The 24124-nt window shown below is 74.8% G+C and carries 7 protein-coding genes; 5 read left to right on the top strand and 2 right to left on the bottom strand.

Features of this window, described 5'->3' with window-relative positions; translation table 11 throughout:
• Nucleotides 1-14: 14 nt before the first annotated feature.
• On the bottom strand, nt 15-16406 hold the full coding sequence (locus AC1Z4A_RS04285; RefSeq protein WP_483676478.1) for a type I polyketide synthase: 16392 nt from the start codon (nt 16404-16406) through the stop codon (nt 15-17).
• A gap of 326 nt (nt 16407-16732) precedes the next feature.
• Here AC1Z4A_RS04285 and dpgA point away from each other — a divergent pair, with 326 nt between their 5' ends.
• The 5 genes from dpgA to AC1Z4A_RS04260 all read left to right on the top strand — a co-directional run bounded on the left by dpgA (nt 16733) and on the right by AC1Z4A_RS04260 (nt 23225).
• On the top strand, nt 16733-17842 hold the full coding sequence (gene dpgA / locus AC1Z4A_RS04280) for a 3,5-dihydroxyphenylacetyl-CoA synthase DpgA (protein ID WP_483676477.1): 1110 nt from the start codon (nt 16733-16735) through the stop codon (nt 17840-17842).
• A 77-nt stretch (nt 17843-17919) separates the two neighbouring features.
• The gene (gene dpgB / locus AC1Z4A_RS04275) at nt 17920-18648 is read left to right on the top strand and encodes an enoyl-CoA-hydratase DpgB (RefSeq protein WP_483676476.1); all 729 of its coding nucleotides are present in this window, start codon (nt 17920-17922) and stop codon (nt 18646-18648) included.
• A gap of 19 nt (nt 18649-18667) precedes the next feature.
• Nucleotides 18668-20035 (top strand): (3,5-dihydroxyphenyl)acetyl-CoA 1,2-dioxygenase DpgC, encoded by a 1368-nt coding sequence (gene dpgC, locus AC1Z4A_RS04270; protein WP_483676475.1) that lies wholly within the window; start codon nt 18668-18670, stop codon nt 20033-20035.
• On the top strand, nt 20032-21702 hold the full coding sequence (locus AC1Z4A_RS04265) for a thiamine pyrophosphate-binding protein (RefSeq protein WP_483676474.1): 1671 nt from the start codon (nt 20032-20034) through the stop codon (nt 21700-21702). The genes dpgC and AC1Z4A_RS04265 overlap by 4 nt, the downstream gene beginning before the upstream one ends.
• Before the next feature lie 62 nt (nt 21703-21764).
• Nucleotides 21765-23225, top strand: a complete 1461-nt coding sequence (locus tag AC1Z4A_RS04260; protein WP_483676473.1) for an aldehyde dehydrogenase family protein — start codon at nt 21765-21767, stop codon at nt 23223-23225.
• A gap of 97 nt (nt 23226-23322) precedes the next feature.
• Here AC1Z4A_RS04260 and AC1Z4A_RS04255 read toward each other — a convergent pair whose 3' ends face one another.
• A complete protein-coding gene (locus AC1Z4A_RS04255) occupies nt 23323-23964 on the bottom strand; it encodes a class I SAM-dependent methyltransferase (protein ID WP_483676472.1) in 642 nt (213 codons plus the stop codon).
• Nucleotides 23965-24124: the final 160 nt, after the last annotated feature.

Below are 24124 nucleotides of genomic sequence, written 5' to 3'. Positions count from 1 at the left end.
CTTGTCCGCCGCCATCACGACTCCACCTGCTCCCGTGCCATGCGGACGAGCGCCTCGGCGTCCAGCTCGTCGATCCGCTCCATGTCCTCCGCCGTGGCGTCCGGGCCTGCGGCGTCGCTCTCGCTCGTGCGCAATTCGTTCTCCAGGTGCCCGGCCAGCTTGGCGGGCGACGGGTAGTCGAAGATCACTGTCGTCGGGAGGCGGAGCCCCGTCGCGGCGTTGAGCCCGTTGCGCAGGCGCACCGCCATCAGCGAGTCCAGCCCCAGTTCCAGGAAGCCCCGCGTCGGCCGGACGGCCGCCGGGGAGTCGTGCCCCAGCACGTCGGCCGTGCCCGCGCGGACCAGGTGCAGCAGCAGCTGCTCGCGCTCCGCCCGGGAGGACCGGGCCAGCCGCTCGCGCAGCAGCGCCGGTTCGTCCCGCTCCTCGGCCTCCTCCGCGGCGGAGTCCACGCCCGCGGGCGCCAGCTCCTCCAGCAGCGAACTGCGGCGCCCCAGCGTGAACTCCCGCGCGAACCGGTCCCAGGCGATGTCGGCCACCACCGGGCAGGGGTCCTCCCCGCCGACCGCGCCGAGCAGCGCGGCCAGCGCCGGCTCGGGGGCCATCGGGGCCACGCCGCCGCGGGCCAGCCGGCGGCGCACGGCCTCGCTGGTGGCCATGCCGCCGCTGCCCCAGGCGCCCCAGGCGACCGACACCGCGGGCAGCCCGAGCGAGCGCCGGTGTGCGGCGAGCGCGTCCAAGTAGGCGTTGGCCGCCGCGTAGTTGCCCTGTCCCGCCGAGCCCAGCGCACCGGACACGGAGGAGAACAGCACGAACGACTCCAGCTCCAGGCCCGCCGTCAGCTCGTGCAGGTGCCACGCCGACCCGGCCTTGGCCCGCAGCACCCCGGCGAACCGCTCGGGGGTCAGCGTGCCGAGGACACCGTCGTCGAGCGTGCCCGCCGTGTGCACCACCGAGGTCAGCGGGTACTCGGCGGGCACGCCCGCCAGCAGCCGCTGCAGCGCCTCGCGGTCCGCGACGTCGCAGGCCTCGACGGACACCCGGGCGCCCAGCCCGGTCAGCTCCGCCACCAGTCCGTCCGCGCCCGGCGCCTGTGCGCCCCGCCTGCTCACCAGCAGCAGGTGTCCGGCGCCCGCCCGGGCCGCCGCGCGGGCGACGTGCGCACCGAGCGCACCCGTGCCGCCCGTGATCAGGACCGTGCCCCTGGGCTTCCAGTCCCCGCCCGCGGGGGCCGGGGCCCGCACCAGGCGCCGCGCCAGCGTGCCGGTCTCCCGGACCGCCAGCTGGTCCTCCTCGTGACGGCCCGTCAGCACGTCGGTCAGCCGGTCCATGGCCGCCTCGTCGACGGCCTCCGGCAGGTCCACGAGCCCGCCCCAGCGCTCCGGGTGCTCGGCGGCCACCGTCTGGGCCAGACCCCAGGTCTGCCCCTGCGCGGGCGAGCCCACCGCGTCGGAGTCCGCCGCCGGGACGGCACCGCGGGTGACGCACCACAGCGGTGCCCCGATCCCGGCGTCGCCCAGGGCCTGGGCCAGGGCCAGCGTCGCGGCCGTACCGCGCGGCAGGCTCCCGTGCCGCTCGTGCGGCCGCTCGTCCAGGGCCAGCAGGGACAGCACCCCGGCGACCGCCGGCCCGTCCCCGCAGGCCGCGCGCAGCCGCTCGGCGAGGACCTCCCGGTCCCCGGCGGCCTCGACGCGCACGGTCCGCAGACCCCGCCCGTCCAGGCCGCGCAGGCACGCCTGCACCGTCTCTCCGGCCGCCGGGTCGTCCGGCACCGCGACCAGCCAGGTGCCCTCGGGCGCCGCGGCCCGCTTCACCTCGACCGGCCGCCACGTGAACCGGTAGCGCCAGGCGTCCACTCCGCGCGCCCCCGTAGTCCCGGTGCCGACGGCCGGCTCGGGCCAGAACCGCCGGTGCCGGAACGGATACGTGGGCAGCTGGACCCGGCGCGCACCCGTGCCCGCGAAGAACGCGGCCCAGTCCACGAGCACCCCGCGGGCGTGCACCCGGCCCAGCGCGCCCAGCAGGGCCGCCGGCTCCCGCTCGCCGTCCAGGGCGGCCACACAGCCCGCCCCGTCGTGGTCGGCGCACTCGGCCGCCATCGCGGTGAGCACCGCCGCCGGGCCCAGCTCCAGGAAGGTGCCGACGCCGCGCTCCAGCAGGCCGGTCACCCCGTCCGCGAAGCGCACGGCCTCGCGCACCTGGTCCACCCAGTAGCCGGGCGCCGTCAGCTCCGTCCCGGCCAGGGCACCGGTCGTACCCGACACCACGGGAATCCGCGGGGCGGCGAACGAGACGCCCTCCAGCACCCGCCGGAAGTCCGCCAGCATGGGCTCCATCAGGGGCGAGTGGAAGGCGTGCGACACCGCCAGCCGCTTGGTGCGCACCCCGCGCGAGGCGAACTCCGCCCGCAGCGCCTCCACCGCCGCGCCCTCACCGGAAATCACGGTCGACGACGGGCCGTTCACCGCCGCGACGCCCACCCGGTCCTCGTATCCGGCCAGCTCCGCCGCCACTGCCGCGTACGGCGCACCGACCGCCAGCATCGCCCCGCCCTTCGGCAGGGCCTGCATCAGCCTGCCGCGCGCGGCCACCACGGCACACGCGTCCGCGAGCGACCACACCCCGGCCACATGGGCCGCGGCGAGTTCGCCGATCGAGTGGCCCGCGAGGTAGTCCGCCCGCACGCCCCACGACTCCAGCAGCCGGAACAGCGCCACCTCGACCGCGAACAGGCCCGGCTGCGCGAACTCCGTGCGCTCCAGCGCGGCGGCATCGGCACCGAACACCACGTCCCGCAGCGGCCGGCTGAGCAGCCCGTCGAACTCCGCGCAGACCGCGTCGAACGCCTCGGCGAACACCGGGAACGCGGCGTGCAGTTCACGCCCCATCCCCGGCCGCTGCGAGCCCTGGCCCGAGAACAGCAGCGCCAGGCCGCCCTCGCAGCGGCTGTCGGTGACGAACCCGGGGGCGGAACCGCCCTCGCGCACCGCGTCCAGGACCCGCACCAGCTCCTCCCGGTCCGCCGCCACGACAACGCCGCCGAACTCGTGCGCGGAGCGGCCCGTGACCAGGGAGTGGGCGACGTCCGGCAGCGCCGCCTCCGGACGCTCCGCGAGGTACGCACCCAGCCGCGCGGCCTGCTCGCGCAGCGCCTGCGGGGTCGCCGCCGACAGCAGCACCGGGACGGCGGGCAGCACACGGTCCGCAGCGGCCGGGGCGTCCGCGGCGGCGGGAGCCTCCTCCAGGATCACGTGGGCGTTGGTGCCGCTGATCCCGAAGGACGACACCCCGGCCCGGCGGGGACGGCCGGCTCCGGGCCAGCTCCGGTTGTCCGTGATCAGCTCCACCGCACCCGCCGACCAGTCCACCTGCGGGGTCGGCTCGTCGACGTGCAGGGTGCGCGGCAGCATGCCGTGCCGCATCGCCTCCACCATCTTGATGACGCCTGCGACGCCTGCGGCGGCCTGGGTGTGCCCGAAGTTGGACTTGACCGAGCCGAGCCACAGGGGCTGTCCGGCGGCGCGTCCCTGTCCGTAGGTGGCGAGGAGCGCCTGGGCCTCGATGGGGTCGCCGAGCTTCGTGCCCGTGCCGTGCGCCTCCACCGCGTCCACGTCCTGCGCGGACAGGCCCGCGTTGGCCAGGGCCTGCCGGATCACGCGTTCCTGGGAGGGGCCGTTGGGCGCGGTCAGCCCGTTCGACGCACCGTCCTGGTTCACGGCGGAGCCCCGGACGACGGCCAGCACCTCGTGCCCGTTGCGCAGGGCGTCCGAGAGCCGCTCCACCAGGAGCACGCCCACGCCCTCGCCCCAGGCCGTGCCGTCCGCGGCGGCCGCGAACGCCTTGCACCGGCCGTCCTCGGCCAGCCCGCGCTGCCGGCTGAACTCCACGAACGCGTCGGGAGCGGACATCACCGTGACACCGCCCGCCAGGGCCAGCTCGCAGTCCCCGCCGCGCAGCGCCTGCGCGGCCAGGTGCAGGGCCACCAGCGAGGACGAACACGCCGTGTCCACGGTCACCGCCGGACCCTCCAGGCCCAGCGCGTAGGAGATCCGGCCGGAGGCCACGCTCGCCGCGTTGCCCGTGCCGAGGTGCCCCTCCAGCCCGTCCACGGCGGGTGCCGCGCGCAGCAGACCGCCGTAGTCGTTGCCGTTGGTGCCCACGAACACGCCGACCGGCCTGCCGCGCACCGCGGACGGGGCGATCCCGGCCCGCTCGAAGACCTCCCAGGAGGTCTCCAGCAGCAGCCGCTGCTGCGGGTCCATCGCCAGGGCCTCGCGCGGGCTGATCCCGAAGAAGTCCGCGTCGAACCCGGCCACGTCCTCGACGAACGAGCCCTCGCGCACATACGTCCTGCCGGGCCGGTCCGGGTCCGGGTCGTAGAGCGCCTCGACGTCCCAACCGCGGTCGGCGGGGAAGCCCGAGACCGCGTCCACGCCGTCGGCCACCAGCCGCCACAGCTCCTCGGGCGACCGCACACCGCCGGGGAAGCGGCAGCTCATGCCGATCACGGCGATCGGGTCGTCGTCCGGCCTCGCCGCCACGACGGCGGCAGCGGACTCCGGATCCGCCGCATCCGCCGCATCCGCCGCCTCCGTCAGCTCCGCCAGCAAGTGGTCGGCGAGGGCCGCGGAGGTGGGGTAGTTGAACGTCAGCGTCGCGGGCAGCCCCAGACCCGTGGCGGCCCCGAGCCGGTTGCGCAGCTCGACGGCGGTCAGCGAGTCGAAGCCCAGCGCACTGAACGCCCGGTCCGGCCCGATCGCGTCCGGCGCCGAGTGCCCCAGCACGGCCGCCACTTCGGCCCGCACCGCATCCAGCAGGATCCGGCGGCGCTCCGGCGCCGGGGCGCCGGCCAGCCTGCCCAGCAGCGGCGTCGTCCCCGTGCCCGCGCCCGCCGCCTCCGCGGCCGGTGCGGCCAGCTCGGCGAGGACCGGGTTCGGCCGGGACGCCGGCCAGGAGCCGGGGAACACCTCCCAGTCGAGCGCGGCCACGGCCAGACACGGCTCCGCGCCGCCGACCGCACGCTCCAGGACCGTGACCGCGACCTCCGGGTCCATGGGCAGCAGGCCCGTGCGCCGCAGCCGCTCCGCGACCCCCTCGCCCGTCGCCATGCCGCCCTCGGCCCAGGCGCCCCAGGCGAGGGACAGCGCAGGGAACCCGAGCGAGCGGCGATGGCGGGCGAGCGCGTCCAAGGAGGCGTTCGCGGCCGCGTAGTTGCCCTGACCGGGGGCGCCCAGCACACCGGCCAGCGACGAGAAGAGCACGAAGGCGTCCAGCGGCAGATCCGCGGTCAGCTCGTGCAGATTCCACGCGCCGGTCACCTTGGAGCGGAACGCGTTCGCGAACCGCTCCGCGTCCAGCGAGTCGACGACCCCGTCGTCCAGCGCCCCGGCCACGTGCACCACCGCCGACAGCGGCCGCTCGGCGGGCACACCGGCAAGCAACTGCTCCAGCGCCGCACGGTCCGCGACGTCGCACGCCGCGACCGTCACCCCGGCACCGGTCTCGCGCAGCCGCGCAGCCAGTTCATCCGCCCCGGCGGCCTCCGGGCCGCTGCGGCTGACGAGCAGCAGGTGCTCGGCCCCGCGCTCCGCCAGCCACCGGGCGACCCGCCCGCCGGCGGCACCCGTGCCGCCCGTGACCAGGACCGTGCCCCGCGGCCGCCACCCGGCGCCGTCCGCCGCCCCGAGCGGGGCGCGCACGAGGCGCCGTACGTACGCACCGGACGACCGGAGCGCGACCTCGGGCTCGGTGCCGGGGGACACGAGGGCGGCGGCGAACCGGGCCCGCGAACCGGCGTCCAGGGCGGCGGGCAGATCGAGCAAGCCGCCCCAGCGGTCCGGGTGTTCGATCTGTACGACCCTGCCGAGCCCCCAGACCTGCGCTGCGGAGAGCGGGCCGGAGCCGTCGCTCCCCTCCACGGATACGGCACCCGTGGTCACGAGGTGGAGCGGCGCCCCGATGCCGCAGTCGCCCAGCGCCTGGACGAGGGCGGCCGTGGCGGCCGGTGCGGCCGGGACGGACGGCTGGTCCGGATGCGGCCGCTCGTCCAGGGCCAGCAGGGACAGCACGCCCGCGACGTTCCCGTGCCCGGCGACGGCCGACCGGACGAGTCCGGCGAACTCGGGGCGCCCGGGAGCCGCCGAGGCCGGTGCGATGCGCACGACGTCGGCGTGGTGGTCGGCGAGGGCCGCGATGCAGTCGGCGACCAGGCCGTGCTCCTGCTGCTCGTCGTGCCGGTACGGGGTCACCACCAGCCAAGTGCCGGACAGGACGGGCACGGCGGGAGCGGTGGCCGACAGGCGGCGCCACGTCTCGCGGTACCGCCAGGAGTCCAGGGTGGACCGGTCGCGGTTGCCGCGACGCCAGGCGGAGAGGGCGGGGACAACGGCGGTCAACGGCGCGTCGGGAGCCAGCTCCAGGACCTTGCTCAGCGACTCGAGGTCCTCGCGCTCGACGACGTCCCAGAACGACTCCGTTGCGGGGTCCGGGGCGGTGGCGGGGGAGGAGGCGCTGGGCGTGAGCCAGTAGGGCTGGTGCTGGAAGGGGTAGGTGGGGAGGTCGGTGACGGCACGGGGGGCGGGGAGCAGGGCGGCCCAGTCGGGGCTCGTGCCGGCGGTGTGGAGGCGGGCGAGCGCGGTGACCGCGGACCGGTCCTCGGGGTGGTTCTTGCGGAGGAGGGAGACGGCGGCCGGGGTGTCGTGGGCCTCGGCGGCGAGGGCGGTGAGGGTGGCGTCGGGGCCGAGTTCGAGGAAGGTGTGGCCCGTGAGGGTGGAGATGCCGTGGTGGAAGCGGACGGGCCGGCGGATGTGCTGGGCCCAGTAGTCGGGGGTCTGGATCTCTTCAGGAGTGGCTGGTTGGCCGGTGAGGTTGGAGATGATCGGCAGGTTGGTGGGGTGGTAGGTGATGGCTTCCGCGACGGTTTTGAAGTCGTCGAGGATGGGGTCCATGTGGTGGGAGTGGAAGGCGTGGCTGACGGGGAGGCGCTTGGTCTTGCGTCCCCAGGCGGCGACGGTGGTGGCCACTGCCTCCACGGCTTCGGCGTCGCCGGATATGACGATCGATGACGGGCCGTTGATTGCCGCCAGGCCGACATGTTCGTTGAGGAGGGGGGTGATCTCGTCCTCGGTGGCCTGGAGGGCGGTCATCGCACCTCCGCCCGGCAGGCTTTGCATGAGCCGACCGCGTGCGGCGACGAGCGTGGCGGCGTCCTTGAGCGTCCAGAGTCCTGCCACGTGTGCTGCGCTGAGTTCGCCGATGGAGTGGCCGATGAGTGCGTCGGGGCGCAGGCCCCAGCTCTCGGCGAGCCGGTAGAGACCGACTTCGAGGGCGAAGAGCGCGGTCTGGGTGTAGACGGTCTGGTCAAGCAGGCCGGTGCTGTCGTCCCACATCACCTGCTTCAGCGGCCGCTCCAAATGGGCGTCCAGCTCCGCGCACACCGCATCGAGGGCATCCGCGAACACCGGGAACGCGGCGTGCAGTTCACGCCCCATCCCCACACGCTGCGCACCCTGCCCCGTGAACAGAAACGCCAGCCCGCCGCCCTGCCGCCGGCCCCGTACGACCGAGGCCGGGGCGCCGAGCGCCTCCAGCAGCTCGTCACGGGTACGGCCGACCACGGCCGCCCGGTGCTCGAAGTGCGTACGCGTCGTGGCCAAGGCATGCGCGACATCCATCGGCCGAAGCCCGGGCCTGGCCTGTGCCCAGTCCCGCAGCCGCTCCAGCTGCTGCTCCAGCGCCTGCTCCGTCCTGGCCGACACGACCCACGGCAGCACGCCGCCATCGCCATCGCCACCGTCGCCGTCGTCGCCCGGCGAGGCGCCCGTCTCCGGAGCCTGCTCGAGGATCACGTGGGCGTTGGTGCCGCTGATCCCGAAGGACGACACCCCGGCCCGGCGCGGGCGCGTGACCTCCGGCCACGGCCGGGCGGCAGTCAGCAGTTCCACCCCGCCGGCCGACCAGTCCACCTCGCTGTTCGGCTCGTCGACGTGCAGTGTGGGCGGCAGGATGCCGTGCTGCATGGCCTGCACCATTTTGATGATGCCGCCGACGCCTGCTGCCGCCTGTGCGTGGCCGATGTTGGACTTCAACGAGCCCAGCCACAGCGGCCGGTCCGCGTCCCGACCGTCGCCATAGGTGGCGAGCAGCGCCTGCGCCTCGATCGGGTCGCCGAGCCGCGTACCCGTGCCGTGAGCCTCCACTGTGTCCACGTCGACGGGAGCCAGCCGTGCATTGGCCAGAGCCGCGCGTATGACGCGTTCTTGCGAGGGGCCGTTGGGCGCGGTCAGGCCATTGCTGGCACCGTCCTGGTTGATGGCCGAGCCACGCACCACCGCCAGGATCCTGCGGCCCTTGCGCTGTGCGTCCGAGAGCCGCTCCAGCAGCAGCACCCCCACGCCCTCCGCGAAGCCGAAGCCGTCCGCCGCCTCCGAGAACGCCTTGCAGCGGCCGTCCGTGGCGAGCCCGCGCCGGCGGCTGAAGGCGATCAGGCCGTCCAGCGTGGACACCACCGCGACGCCGCCCGCCAGGGCCAGCTCGCACTCGCCGTTGCGCAGCGCCTGTGCAGCCAGGTGAAGGGCGACCAGCGACGACGAGCATGCCGTGTCCACCGTGACCGCGGGGCCCTCCAGCCCCAGCGTGTAGGAGATCCGGCCCGACACCACGCTGGCCGCGTTCCCGGTGTCCCGGTAGCCCTCAAGGGTCTCGTCGGCGTGGGCCAGCAGGCCCGCGTAGTCCTGCCCGTGGGTGCCCGCGTACACGCCGACGGGCTTACCCCGCATCGCGGCCGGGTCGATGCCCGCCCGCTCGAACGCCTCCCAGGAGCTCTCCAGCAGCAGCCGCTGCTGGGGGTCCATGGCCAGGGCCTCGCGCGGGCTGACGCCGAAGAACTCCGCGTCGAAGCCCTGCACGTTCCGCAGGAAGCCGCCCTCGCGGACGTACGTCCGGCCCGGGACGTCGGGGTCCGGGTCGTAGGCCGCGGCCACGTCCCAGCCCCGGTCCGCCGGGAACTCCGTGACGGCGTCGACCCCGTCGGCCACCAGCCGCCACAGGTCCTCGGGCGACTCGACGCCGCCCGGGAAGCGGCAGCTCATGCCGACGATCGCGATCGGCTCGTCCGGCGCCGCCGACGACCGTGCGGCCGCCGCCCCGCCGGAGGGGGCCGCGGCGCCGCCGTCCACCTCGGTCCGCAGGTACGCCGCCAGCGCGGCGGGCGTGGGGTGGTTGAAGACCAGCGTGGCGGGCAGGCGCAGCCCGGTCGCGACGCCGAGCCTGTTGCGGAACTCGACGGCCGTCAGCGAGTCGAAGCCGAGTTCGCGGAACGTGCGGTCCTCCGCGATCTCCTCGGCCGACGCGTGCCCCAGCACGGCCGCGGCGTTGCCGCGCACCACGTCGAGGAGGGCGTCCAGCCGCTGCCCCTCCGTCATACCGGCCAGGCGTCGGGCGAACGAGGACGAGCCGTCGGCCGCCCGCGCGGCCGCCGCCCGGCGGCGGTTGCCCGTCAGCAGGCCCCGGAACAGCTCCGGCACCGCCTCGGAGTCCTGTGTGCGCAGCGCGCGCAGGTCGACGCGCATCGGTACGAGGCCCGGCATCCCGGCGCCGCAGGCGCGGTCGAACAGGGCCAGGCCCTGCTCCGCCGTCATGGCCGCCGCCCCGGCGCGGGCGAGCCGGCGCAGGTCGGCGTCGGCCAGCCGGCCCGCCATGCCGCTCTCCTCGGCCCACACGCCCCAGGCGAGCGAGGTGAGGACCGCCGTGGGCCGCGTGGCCCGCACCCGGTGGGCGAGCGCGTCCAGGAAGGCGTTGGCCGCCGCGTAGTTGCCCTGGCCCGGGCTGCCGGCGATCGCCGCGGCCGAGGAGAACACCACGAAGGCCGCGAGATCGTGATCCTGCGTCAGCTCCAGCAGGTTGAGGGCACCGTCGACCTTCGGGCGGAAGACGGCGTCGACCTGCTCGTCGGTGAGCGAGGCGATGGTTCCGTCGTCGACGACTCCGGCGGTGTGGACGACGGCGGTGAGCGGGTGCTCCGCCGGTACGAGGGCGAGCGCGGCGGCGAGGCCGTCGTGGTCGGCGACGTCGCACGCGGCCATGTCCACCGTGGCGCCCAGCCCGGCGAGTTCGGCCGTCAGGGCGGCCGCGCCCGGTGCGTCGCCGCCCCGGCGGCCGACCAGCAGCAGCCTGCGGACGCCGTGCGCGGTCACCAGGTGCCGGGCGATCAGCGCGCCCAGGCCGCCGGTCCCGCCGGTGACGAGCACCGTGCCCTCGGACGCCCGGCCGCCGAAGGTGTCGGCCGTGTCCGCGGCAGCGCCTGCGCGGGCCAGCCGCGGGACGAACAACTCCCCGTCCCGCACGGCGAGCTGCGAGGCCCCGGACGCCACGGCCGCCGTCAGCGCCGCGCCGTCCGCCGGAGTGGAGGCGTCGATGTCCACGAGCACGAACCGGTCCGGGTGCTCCGACTGGGCCGAGCGCACCAGGCCCCAGACCGGGGCGTGCGCCAGGTCGGCGACGGACCCGGTGGCACCGGCCGCCACCGCCTGCCGGGTGACCAGCACCAGCCGGGAGGAGCCGGGCAGGTCCGCGTCGAGCCAGGCGCGCAGCAGGGCCAGGGTGCGGCGGGCCGCGTCGCGCGCCGCCGAGCCGAGCCCGGGAGCGACGGGTTCGCCGTCGGCCGGGGGCTCCCCGGCGGCCAGCGGGGCGAGCACGGCCGCGGGCGCCGGCTTCCCGGATGTCAGGGCCTCCAGCAGCCCGTCCAGGCCGTCGAAGCCCACGGCCTCCCGGCCCGCGGCGCGCGCCGCGGCCGCCAGCCCCGGCGTGTCGGGCCCGATCACGGCCCACCAGCCGTCGGCGGCCACGCCCTCCGGGGCCGACCGGGTCCAGTCGACGTGGAACAGGTCCGTGCCGCCGCCGGTCCGTGCGGCGGGAAGGCGGTCCTCCTCCGCGGCGCGAAGCACCAGGGAGGCGACCGAGGCCACCGGGGCACCCGTGGCGTCGGCGACGGTCACCGACAGCTCGTCCGGCCCCGCGGGGACCAGCCGGACCCGGACCGCCGCTGCACCCACCGCGTGCAGGGCCGTGCCGCTCCACGAGAAGGCCAGCCGCCCCCCGGCGGCTCCGCCCGTGCCCCCGCCCGCCTCCATGGCGTGCAGGGCCGAGTCCAGGAGCGCCGGGTGCAGGCCGTACGCGCCCGCCTCCTCGGTGAGTTCCCCGCCCAGCTCCGCCTCCGCGAACACCTCCTCGCCGCGCCGCCACACGGCCCGCAGGCCCTGGAAGGCCGGGCCGTAGGCGAAGCCGCGCTCCGCGAGGCGCGCGTAGGCGCCCTCCACGTCCACGGGGTCGGCACCCGGCGGCGGCCACTCGGTCAGCGGCTCGGCGGCGGGGACGTCGCCCTCCGCGGCGAGGAAGCCGGTGGCGTGGCGCGTCCACGGCGCGTCCGGGTCCTCGGGCTCGTCGTCACGGGAGTGCACGCTCACCGGGCGCCGGCCCGTGGGATCCGCGGGGCCGACCTCCACCCGGACCGCGAGCCCGCCATGCTCGGGGAGCAGCATCGGTGCCGCGAGGGCCAGTTCGGCCACGCCCGGGCAGCCGGTCCGGTCGGCAGCGTGCAGGGCCAGTTCCATGAAGGCCGAGCCCGGCAGCAGCGCCGTGCCCTGCACCGCGTGGTCGGCCAGCCACGGGTGGCTGTGCCGGGACAGGCGGCCGGTCAGCACCAGTCCGTCCGACTCCGGCAGGGCCACGCTCGCCCCGAGCAGCGGGTGGCCGGTGTCCTCCAGGCCGGCGGACCGCACGTCGCCGCGGGACCCGGCGGCCGGGGCCGACCAGTAGTGCCGGTGCTCGAACGGGTAGGTCGGCAGCTCGGCGGGGGCGCCCACGGCGCCCTCGGTCAGGGTCTGCCACGGCACGCGGACCCCCGCGGCCCAGGCCTGCCCGAGGGCGGCGTGGAAGCGGCTCGGACCGCCCTGTTCGCGCTGGAGCGTGCCGAAGGTCGTCGCGGGGATCCCCACGGCGTCGACCGTCTCGTGAATGCCCTGGCCGAGCACCGGGTGCGCGCTCACCTCGACGAACACCGAGTGGCCCGAGCGCAGCAGCTCCGCGGTCGCGGTCTCGAAGCGCACGGTCTCGCGCAGGTTGCGGAACCAGTACGCGCCGTCGAGTTCGGGCCCCTCGGCCCAGCGGCAGTCCACCGTGGAGAAGAACGGCAGCCGCACGGGCTTCGGCCCGACGGGCGCGAGCACCTCGCGCAGCCCGTCGGCGATGTCGTCGATCTGCGGCGAGTGCGCGGCGAAGTCCACGCCCGGCACCCGCCAGCGCCACACCTTGGCCCGGGCCAGCTTGCGCTCGAACTCGTCCAGCGCCGCCGCCTCGCCGGAAACCACCACCGACGAGGGCCCGTTGACCGCCGCGACCGAGAGCCGGCCCTCCCACGGGGCCAGCATCGCAGTGGCCTCCTCCAGCGGCGCGGACAGCCACAGCATGCCGCCCCGGCCGGCGAGCGTCAGCAGTTCCCGGCTGCGCAGGGCGACCACGCGGCAGGCGTCGGCGAGGTCCAGCGCACCGGCCACGCAGGCGGCGGCGATCTCGCCCTGGGAGTGGCCGATCACCGCGTCCGGCTCGACCCCGCAGGACCGCCACAGCTCCGCCAGGGACACCATGACGGCGAACGACACGGGCTGGACGACGTCCACCCGCTCCAGGGGCGGGGCGCCGGGCGCGTCGCGCAGGACGTCCAGCAGGTCCCAGTCGACGTACTCCGCCAGCGCCTCACCGCAGGCGCGCACCGACTCGGCGAACACCGGCGAGGACTCCAGCAGTTCCTTGGCCATGCCCCGCCACTGGGTGCCCTGGCCCGGGAAGACGAACACCACGCGGGGCTCCGCCGTCGCGCTGCCCGTGACGACGCCCTGGGCCGGCTCGCCGCTCGCGAGCGCCGCCAGGCCCGCCAGGAGCTGCTCCCGGTCGCTGCCCGTGACCACGGCACGGTGGGTGAACTCGGTGCGCAGGGCCAGCGACCGCCCGACCCCGTCGGGTGCGAGCAGCGGGCGCTCGTCGAGGTGGGCGTGCAGGCGCCCGGCCTGGGCTCGCAGGGCGCTCTCCGTACGGGCCGACAGCACCCACGGCGTGCTTGCCGCCGACGGCGCCGGGTCGTCCTGGGGCTCCGCCTCGGGTTCCGGGGTGTGTTCGAGGACGATGTGGGCGTTGGTGCCGCTGACGCCGAAGGAGGAGACGGCGGCGCGCCGCGGGCGGTCGCCCGTGGCGGGCCAGGGCCGGGCCTCCGTGAGCAGTTCCACTGCGCCCGCCGACCAGTCGACTTCCGGGGTGGGCTCGTCGACGTGGAGGGTGCGGGGGAGCGTGCCGTGGCGCATGGCCTCGACCATCTTGATGACGCCGCCGATGCCTGCGGCGGACTGCGCATGACCGAGGTTGGACTTCAGCGAGCCAAGCCACAGGGGCTGTTCGGCGGGGCGGCCCTGTCCGTAGGTGGCCAGGAGTGCCTGGGCCTCGATGGGGTCGCCGAGTTTCGTGCCGGTGCCGTGTGCCTCGACGGCGTCGATGTCGGCTGTCGTGAGGCGGGCGTTGGCGAGGGCGGCGTGGATGACGCGTTCCTGCGAGGGCCCGTTGGGGGCGGTGAGGCCATTGCTGGCGCCGTCCTGGTTGACGGCCGATCCCCGTACGACCGCCAGGACGCGGTGGCCGTTGCGGCGGGCGTCCGAGAGCCGCTCCAGCAGCACCATGCCCACGCCCTCGGACCAGCTCGTGCCGTCCGCGGCCGCCGCGAAGGACTTGGCGCGGGCGTCGGGGGCCAGGCCCCGCTGCTTGCTGAAGTCGACGAAGACGCCCGGCGTCGCCATGACCGCGACGCCGCCGGCCAGGGCCAGCCGGCACTCGCCGCCGCGCAGCGCCTGCGCCGCGAAGTGCATGGCCACCAGCGACGAGGAGCACGCCGTGTCCACCGTGACCGCCGGGCCCTCCAGGCCCAGCGCGTAGGACACGCGGCCCGAGATGACGCTGCCCGCGCTGCCGGTGCCGATATAGCCCTCCAGGCCCTCGGCGCCCTGCTCGCCGTGCGTCGCCGCGTAGTCGTGGAACATTGCGCCCGCGTAGACGCCGACGGACTCGCCGCGCACGGAGGCGGGGTCGATCCCGGCCCGCTCGAACGCCTCCCAGGAGGTCTCCAGCAGCAGCCGCTGCTGGGGGTCCATGGCCAGGGCCTCGCGCGGGCTGATGCCGAAGAAGGCCGCATCGAAGCCCGCCGCGTCGTGCAGGAAGCCGCCCTCGCGGACGTACGTCCGGCCCGGGGCGTCCGGATCGGGGTCGTAGAGCGCGTCCACGTCCCAGCCCCGGTCGGCGGGGAACTCCCCGATCGCGTCGACCCCGTCGGCCACTAGCCGCCACAGGTCCTCCGGCGACTCGACGCCGCCCGGGAAACGGCAGCTCATGCCGACGATCGCGATGGGCTCGCCCGGCGCGGCCGGCCGGGAGTGCGGGCGGGCGGACGCCGCGCGCGGGGCGCCGTACAGCGCCGCGTGGAGGTGGTCCGCGACCGCGGCCGGGGTCGGCCGGTCGAAGACGAGCGTCGACGGCAGCCGCAGCCCCGTGGCCTCGGCCAGCCGGCCGCGCAGCCGCACCGCCCGCGCCGAGTCGAAGCCGAACTCCTTGAACGCCCGCTCCGGGTGGATCTCCCCGGGGGCGAGGCCGCCCAGCACGGCCGCGGCCTCGTCGCGCACCAGGTCCAGCAGGGCCCGGCGGCGGTCGTCCTCCGGCAGGCCGGACAGGCGCGCCCGGAATGCCTCGGCTGCCTCGGCGTCGTGGTCCTGCCGTGCGTCAGGAGCCTCGGCGGGCGTCTCCCGCACGGCCAGCAGCGTGCCCGGCCGGTCGCGCAGCGCATGGCGGGTGATCTTGCCGGAGGCGGTGCGCGGAATCAGGTCGGTGACGTACAGCTCCTCGGGGATCTTGAACCAGGCCAGGTGCTCGGCGCACACCGCGAAGACGTGCGCGGGGTCGACCTCCGCTCCGTCGGCGGGCACCAGGCAGGCCACGGGCACCTCGCCCAGCACCTCGTGCGGCCGGCCCACCACGGCGGCGTCCGCGACGCCGTCGATGCCCAGCAGCACGTCCTCGATCTCGGCCGGGTGGATGTTCTCGCCGCCCCGGATGACGAGTTCCTTGAGGCGGCCGGTGATCCGGAGGTAGCCGAGTCCGTCCCGCCGGCCCAGGTCGCCCGTGTGGTACCAGCCGTCCGTGACGGCGGCGGCCGTCTCCTCCGGCCGCCCGTGGTAGCCCGACATCAGGCTGGGGCCGCTGACCCAGATCTCGCCCTCCTCGCCCGGGGCGACGTCCCGGCCGCTGTCGGGGTCGACCAGGCGGAGGGAGAGCCCGGGCACCGGGAGGCCGCACGAGCCCGCGGGCTGGGAGCCGGTCGGCCAGTTCACGGTGATCGCACCACAGGTCTCGGTGCTGCCGTAGCTGTCGACGAGCGGGACGCCGAACCGCGCCTCGAAGTCGGCGCGCAGCGACTCGCTCGCGCCCGAACCGGTGGTGAGGCAGATCCGCAGGGCGGGCAGCGGCAGCCCGTCGGCCCCGGCCTCGTCGAGCAGATAGCGGTACATCGTCGGCACCCCGACGAGGAACGTGTGGTCGCCGCCGCGGACCTCGTCGAGGACGTCCTCCGCCGAGACGCCCGGCAGGATGTGCGCGGTCGCGCCCGTGGCGGTGACGCCCAGCACGCAGAGGATGTGCGCCAGGCTGTGGAAGAGCGGCAGCGGCCAGAGCACCCGGTCGTCGGGGGAGAGGCCGAGGATCGGCGCGTAGCAGGAGGCCACCGACCACAGGCAGCTGCGCTGGGTGGAGACCACGCCCTTCGGCTCGCCCGTGGTGCCCGAGGTGTACAGGATCCACGCCGGGTCGTCGAGCCCCAGGGCGTCGTGGGCCGCCGCCGTCGGCTCGGTGGCCGCCAACTCCTCGAAGAACGGGCCTGTATGAGGGTCCGCCAGGCCGTCGTCCCCGGGCTCGTCCTCGACGACCACGACCACCGCGTCGGCGCCGTCGCCGGGCAGGCACCTGTGCACCTGCTCCAGCCGGAACCGGTCGGTGAACACCACCCGCGCGCCGCTGTCGGCGAGCAGGTAGCGCAACTCGGCTTCGGAGGACTGGGGGTGCAGCGGCACGCCGACCGCGCCCGCGCGGGCGGCGGCCAGGTAGGACTCGATCGTCTCGACGCGGTTGCCGAGGAGGATGGCGGCCCGCTCGCCCGGCGCCAGCCCGAGGGCCGCCAGATGCCCGGCGATCCGCCGGGTGCGCTCCTCGAGCCCGGCGTAGCTCACCGCACGCCGCGCGTCACGGAAAGCGGTCTTGTCCCCGAAGCGAGCGGCCTGCGCCACCAGCAATTGGGGCAGCGGCCGCGTCAGCTCGGTACGCAACATGCAAGCTCCTGATACATCCGCGAGCACGGGCTCGGGCAATTATGTTTACGACGGGCGCAGCTGACTTATCAATATCGTGCCGGGGCGCGGGGACCAAGCCCCTACCGTTCCCCTGGCAACCCCTAGTGGACTTTGCCGGGGCTTTTCGAACCCTTAGCCGGGGCAGGGGCGGTGGGTTTACTGCGGTACGGTCGGCGTCGGCTACCAGAGGATGGGGCGCGCTACCGGAGCAGACAGCGCCATTTCTATCAAGACGAAGGTGACTTATGGCACCGCCCGTTGGGCCGGCGGACGTAGCGCCGCCGGTCGGCCGTTTGCCGGAGTATATGAGCGAGGAATCGATCCTGCGGCCGCGGATCGTCGGCGTGGGTACCGCGGTTCCGCCGTTCTCGTACTCCCAGTCCGAAATCCTCGAATTCTTCAAGGTCACGGACCCCAGGATTCGTTCGGTCTTTCTGAACAGCGCGATCGAGCGCCGGCATTTGACGCTCCCGCCGGTGGACGCCAACGGCGACCGCCGGGACGAGGCACAGGGCGAGCTGCTGCGCAAGCACCGCACCACGGGCATCGACATGGGCATGCGGGCGCTCCAGGCCTGCCTCAAGCGCGCCGACGCCGAACTCGACGACGTGCGCTACCTGTGCTGCGTCTCGACCACCGGGTTCATGACCCCGGGCTTCAGCGCGCTGCTCATCAAGGAGTTGGGCCTGCGGCACGACTGCGGACGCCTGGACGTCGTCGGCATGGGCTGCAATGCGGGCCTCAACGGCCTCGGCGCGGTATCGGGCTGGTCCAGCACGCACCCCGGCGAGCTGGCGGTCCTGCTGTGCGTGGAGGCGTGCTCGGCGGCCTACGTCTTCGACGGCACCATGCGCAGCTCGGTGGTCAACAGCCTCTTCGGCGACGGCTCCGGGGCGCTGGCCCTGGTCTCCGGGCCCGACGGCGAAACGGGCGACGGCGCCGGGGAACCGGGCGCGTACGGGCTCACCGGCCGCGGCCCGACCGTGCTCAAGTTCGCCAGCTGCATCATTCCCGAGGCCGTGGACGCGATGCGCTACGACTGGGACGACGACGCCGGGAAATTCAATTTCTTCCTGGACCGCGACGTGCCCTATGTGGTGGGCGCGCACGCCGAGGGCGTCGTCGGCAGGCTGCTGGAGGGCACCGGGGTGCGCCGGAGCGACATCGCGCACTGGATCATTCACTCCGGCGGCAAGAAAGTCGTCGACTCCGTCACCGTCAACCTCGGTCTCACCCGTCACGACGTGCGCCACACGACCGGAGTGCTGCGCGACTACGGGAATCTGTCGAGCGGTTCCTTCCTGTTCTCCTTTGCGCGGCTCCTCGACGAAGGGGTGGTGGCCGAGGGCGACTACGGAGTCTTCATGACCATGGGGCCGGGGTCACAGATAGAAACGGCGCTCGTGCGCTATTGAGACGGGCGCCGTTCGGAATTGCCCGCGCCATTCGGGTCGTACGCACTGGGAATCGCTGACGGAGGGCTGGTCGGACCATGCAGAAGAATTCATCGGAAACACGGGCCGGGACCGGTGAGGTGCACCGGCTCGGCCTCGACATCGACACCGCGCAGCCGCTGTGCGCGGAACTGATCGGCGCCCTCGACGCCCTGTGCGACGAGATCGAGGACGCCGACGGCAGTGCGGTGGCCGTGCTGCACCTGGCCGACGCCACGGCCGCCGGGCCGGACGCCGCCTGGCCCGGCGAGGTCGGCATCCACCTGGTCAACAAGTGGGAGCGGGCGCTGCGCAGGCTGGAGCGGGCCCAGGCCGTCACCATCGCCGTCGTCACCGGACAGGCGGGCGGACCCGCGCTCGAGACCCTGCTCGCCTGCGACTACCGCATCGGCGGCAGCGACCTGCGGCTCGCCCTGCCGGGCCGGTCCGGCGAGCCGTGGCCGGGCATGCTCGTGCACCGGCTGGCCAACCAGCTGGGCCCCACCCGCGCCCGCCACCTGGTGCTGTTCGGCGGCGAGATCTCCGCGACCCAGGCGCTCCAACTCGGCGTGCTGGACGACGCCGTCGACGACCCCGCGGCCGCGGTGGCCGCCCGGACCGCCTCGCTCTCCCACCTCACCGGCACCGAACTCGCCGTCCGGCGCAGGCTGCTGCTCGACGCCACCACCACCAGCTTCGAGGAGGCGCTGGGCGCCCACCTGGCGGCCTGCGACCGGGCGCTGCGGCGCGCCCGCGCCGCCGCCCCCGCCGAGCCCACCGCCCCCTGAGAGAGCGAGGAACAGCGCAATGACCAGCAGCGACGAAGCGGCGCAGGGAGCGGTCGCCGCATTCTGCGAGGCCGACTGGGCGCCTGCCGGCGACCTGACGGCCGACGCGGCCGCCCTCGACGACCGGGCCCGGCAGGGCCGTGACCTGCTCGCCGGACTCCCGGCGAAGGCCGACCGCGACCCCGCACAGCTGCACACCGCCGAGCGGATCCAGGACGCCACCCGGCTGGTGCGCACCCGCTTCCTGGAGGCGCACACCGAGGCCGTCCACGCGAGACTGACCGACGGCGGCTCGGCCCACCCCCGCCTCGGCGAACTCGCCTACGCCGCCGCCGAGGCGTTCCCCGGCCTGGTGCCCTCCCGCAAGGAGGTGGAGGCCGAGGACGGACTCGTCCAGGCCCACAAGGAGGGCCACGAGATCGACCAGGGCATGTTCTTCCGCGCCCTGCTGCAGACGCCCTCGACCGGCCGGCACCTCGTCGACAGCATGCTGCGGCCCACGCCCCGGGCCGAGGAGCTGCTGTCCGAGTTCCGGTCCACCGGCGACCTCGACCTCGGCACTGTCCACGTGGAACGCCGCGGCCCCGCCGCCCACCTGACGATCCACAACCAGCTCTTCCTCAACGCCGAGGACAACGAACTCATCGCGGACATGGAGACCGCCGTCGACCTCGCCCTGCTCGACGACCAGGTGACGGTCGGAGTGCTGCGCGGCGCGCCCATGACCCACCCGCGCTACCTGGGCAGGCGCGTCTTCAGCGCCGGCATCAACCTGACCTACCTGCACGAGGGCCGCATCTCCTACACCGACTTCCTGCTCGGCCGCGAGATGGGCTACATCAGCAAGTTCGTCCGCGGCCTCCGGGTCCCGGACGGCCACCGCCCGGCGCGGACCATCGAGAAGCCGTGGCTCGCCGCGGTCGACACCTTCGCCATCGGCGGCGGCATGCAGCTGATGCTGGCCATGGACCGGGTCGTCGCCGGCGCGGACGCCTACTTCAGCCTCCCCGCCGCCCAGGAAGGCATCGTCCCGGGCGTGGCGAACCTCCGGCTCTCCCGGCTGATGGGCGGCAGGGCGGCCCGCAAGGTCATCCTCGGCGGCCGGAAGGTCTGGGCGCACGAGCCCGAGGCGCGGCTGCTGTGCGACGAGATCGTGGACCCGCGCGAGCTGGACGCCGCCGTCGACAACGGCGTGGACAAGCTCGACAGCCCGGCCGTGATCGCCAACCGCCGCATGCTCAACCTCGCCGAGGAGCCCGTCGACGTCTTCCGCGCGTACATGGCGGAGTTCGCCATGGCCCAGGCGCTCCGGCTGTACAGCAAGGACGTCCTGAGCAAGGTCGACCGGTTCCGCAGCCGGCAGTCGGACCGGACCGCCGAGCGATGAGCGGCACGGTGGGCGCGTCGCGGGCGACGCCGATCGAGGCCATGCTGGGCATCCTCCGCGAGGAGGGCGTCGACCGGGTCTTCGGCAACCCGGGCACCACCGAACTCCCCTTCCTGGACGCGCTCACCGGCGCCGAGGACATCCAGTACGTCCTCGGCGTGCAGGAGGCATCCGTCGTGGCCATGGCCGACGGCTACGCCCGCGCCACCGGCCGGCCCGCGTTCGTCAGCCTGCACGTGGCCGCGGGCCTGGCCAACGGGCTCGTCGGGCTGCTCAACGCCCGCCGCTCGCGCACCCCGCTGGTGGTCACCGCGGGCCAGCAGGACCGGCGTCACCTGGTGCAGGACCCGATGCTCTCCGGCGACCTCGTCGGCCTCGCCCGCCCCGCGGTCAAGGAGGTCTTCGACGTCCAGCACGCCCACGACCTGCCGGTGCTGCTGCGGCGGGCGTTCGCGCTGGCCGTCCGGCCCCCGGCGGGCCCGGTGTTCCTCTCCATCCCCATGGACCTGCTCGACGAGGACACCCCCGTCGACGTACCGGCCCGCTCGGTCCTCGCGCCGCAGGGCCCCGCGACCGAACGGGCCGCGGCCGCCCGCCTGCTGGCCGCCGCCGAGCGGCCCGCGATCGTCGCGGGCGACGGCGTCGGGCGCGAGGGCGCCGTGGCCGAGCTGGTCGCGCTCGCCGAGGCCCTCGGCGCCGCCGTGTACCACCAGCCGATGCACGACGGGATCGACTTCCCGCTCACCCACCCGCTGTACAGCGGTGCGCTCACCCCGGTCAACGCCCGCATCCGCGAGACCCTCGAACCGCACGACGTGGTCTTCGTGATCGGCGCCCACGCCTTCACCCCGCACCACTACTCGCCCGGATCGCCGGTGCCGGACTCCGCCACCGTCCTCCAGCTGGACTCCGACCCGGCCGAGCCCGGCCGCAACTTCCCCGTCGCGCTCGGTATGACCGGCGCGATCCGGCCGACGCTGGCCGCACTGGCCGAAGAGCTGGCCGGGCGGGTCCCCGACGCGGCGCGCCGCGCCGACGCCACGGGCCGGGCCAACGAGCGCCGCCGCGCGAGCGTGGAGGCCGAGGCCCTGACCGGGTACGGACCGGCGCCCCTGAACCCGCTGAGCGCGGCCCACGCAGTGGCCTCGGCCCTGCCCGCCGACGCGGTCGTCCTGGAGGAGGCCATCACCACCGGAGTGTTGCTGCGCGAGGTGCTCCGGCTGGAGCGGCCCGGCTCCCTCGTGCACACGGTGGGCGGCGGGCTCGGCTGGGGCATCGGGGGCGCGGTCGGCCACCGGCTCGGCGACCCCGGGCGCCCGGTGGTCGCCGTCCTGGGCGACGGCTGCGCGATGTTCGGCCTCCAGGGGCTGTGGAGCGCGGCCCGGTACGGCGTCCCGGTGACGCTCGTGGTGATGAACAACGGCGAGTACCGCACGCTCAAGCACACGCTGGACGACCGGGGCAGCCGTGCGACCCGCGCCGGGTACTACCCCGGCCTCGACCTCGGGCCGCCGCAGCTCGACTTCACCGAGGCCGCCCGCTTCTTCGGGATCGACACGGTCCGGGTGACCGGCGCCCGGGAGCTGTCCGAGACCGTCGCGAAGGCAGTGCGGGGCGACAGGCCGTTCCTGATCGACGTGCCGGTCACCGCCCACGGCGGCGCGTGAGCCGCAGCGTCCGGGACCCGTTGCGTCCCGTTGCGTCCGAGACCGTTCCCGAGAGGAAGCGCATGACACGACTGGTGGACCCCACCGCCCTGCACGGCAAGGTGTTCCGCGACGGCTGGCGGACGGCCGGCCACGGCACCGCCGCCACCGTGGAGCCGGCCACCGGCACCGCCCTGGCCACCGTCGGCCTCGCCGGGGCCGGGGACGTCCGCACGGCCGCCGCCTCGGCGAAGCGCGCGCAGCCCGCCTGGGCGGCGGCCCCGCCCGCCGAGCGGGGCGCGCTGCTGCGCCGGGCGGCACTGCTGCTCGAGGAGCACCGCGCCGAGGTGGTGGAGTGGCTGGTGCGCGAGGGCGGCGCCGTCGTCGCCAAGGCCGAGGCCGAAGTGCACGCGACGCTCGACGAGTTGTGGACTGCTGCCGGGCTGTACACCCACCCGCACGGCCACCTGCTGCCGTCCGTACCGGGACGGCAGAGCGTCGCACGGCGGGTCCCGCTGGGCGTGGTGGGCGTGATCAGCCCCTGGAACTTCCCCCTCCTGCTGGGCATGCGCGCGGTCGCGCCCGCCCTGGCGCTGGGCAACTCCGTCGTCCTCAAGCCCGATCTGCGCACCGCGGTCTCCGGCGGCCTGCTTGTTGCCCGCCTCTTCGAGGAGGCGGGGCTGCCCGCCGGGGTGCTCCATGTGCTGCCGGGCGGCGTCGAAGCGGGCAGTGCGCTGACGGAGAGCCCGGACACGGCGATGATCGCGTTCACCGGGTCCACGGCCGTCGGCCGGAGCATCGGCGAGACGGCGGGCCGGGCGCTCAAGCGCGTCTCCCTGGAGCTGGGCGGGAACAACGCCCTGATCGTGCTGGACGACGCCGACCTGGACGCGGCCGCCTCCGCCGGAGCCTTCGGGGCCTTCTTCCACCAGGGCCAGGTCTGCATGACCGCCGGCCGGCACATCGTGCTGGAATCGGTTGCCGACGCCTACCTGGAGCGGCTCACCGAGCGTGCCGAGCGGCTCAAGGTGGGCGACCCCTGGACCAGTGGGGCCGAACTGGGCCCGCTCGTCGACGCCGCACAGCGCGACCGGGTGGACCGCATCGTCCGCGAGTCGGCCGCCGCAGGTGCCCGGATCTGCACGGGCGGCACCGCCGACGGGCTGTTCTACCGCCCCACGGTGCTCGCCGGGGTGACGCCGGGGATGCCCGCGTTCACGGAGGAGATCTTCGGGCCGGTCGCCCCGGTCGTCGTGGTGTCCGACGCGGACGAGGCCGTCGCGGTGGCCAACGACACCGAGTACGGGCTGGTCGCCGCGGTCCTCACCGGCTCGGCGGAGCGCGGCCTGGCGGTCGCGGACCGGCTTGCCACCGGGATCGTGCACGTCAACGACCAGACCATCGGCGACGACGCCATCGTGCCGTTCGGCGGCCGGGGCGCCTCCGGCAACGGCAGCCGGCACGGAGTGCTGCACAGCTGGGACGAGTTCACGCAGTGGCAGTGGGTGACGGTCGGGGCCGAGGCGCCGGCCTATCCCTTCTGACGACTTTTGAAGCAACAGCGCGGCGCCGCTCGGCGAACCCCAGGATTCCCCGGGGCCCACCGAGCGGCGCCGCTCGGTCGTTCCTGCTTGAGCTTTCCTACTTGCGCTTTTCCGAAACGACACCGTGGATGAGCGGAAGCCAGCCCCACAGCTTGTACAGCAGCTTCCAGCCCTGCACCGAGAAACCCGCGTCGCGCAGCATGCGGTTGAGTTCCCGGGGGGTGTGGCAGCGGTCGCGGCAGCGCGCGGCGACGAACAGCGTGCGCAGCCAGCCGATCGCGAAGTGGTCGGCGATGTAGAAGCGCCCGCCGGGCTTCAGGACACGGTGCACCTCGGCAATTCCCTCGACCCGGCTCCGCCAGTGGTGGAAGCAGATCGTGGTGACCACGAGGTCGAAGCTGTTGTCCTCGAAGGGGATTTTCTCGGCGGGCCCCTCGATGAAGTGGACGTTCAGCCCGGCCGGCAGCCTGCGGCGCGCCTCCTCGACCATGTTCGGCGAAATGTCCACGCCGTTCAGCTCGGCCTCCGGGAAGGCCGTTCCGACCCGCCGCATCAGGGCACCCGTGCCGCAGCCGACGTCCAGGACGCGCTTCGGCTGAATGCCCGAGGACTTGGCCCAGTCGACCAGGCTCTGGTGGATGTCGTTGCGGATCCGCTGAACCTTGTGGTCCTCGTATGTGGGCGCCCAGTCGTTGTAATGGACCACATCCCGCTCTTGTTTGAACGAGCTGTCGATCACGGAGCCTCCAGCGGATATCCGGCGTGCGTGCGAGGGACATTGAGATTGCGCCGCCGAGCCTACTGAGCGGTTCGGTCCGGTGTCAGCCCCTACCACTCCCTACCCAACGCGCGCAATCGAATAGGGGGTTGCACTGGCGGCGGCCGTGCGGAAAGGCTGG

Source organism: Streptomyces sp. 17_S59, from assembly GCF_056930295.1.
The sequence above is the reverse complement of the archived record's forward strand: the minus strand, read 5'-3'. Positions and strand labels throughout refer to the sequence as shown.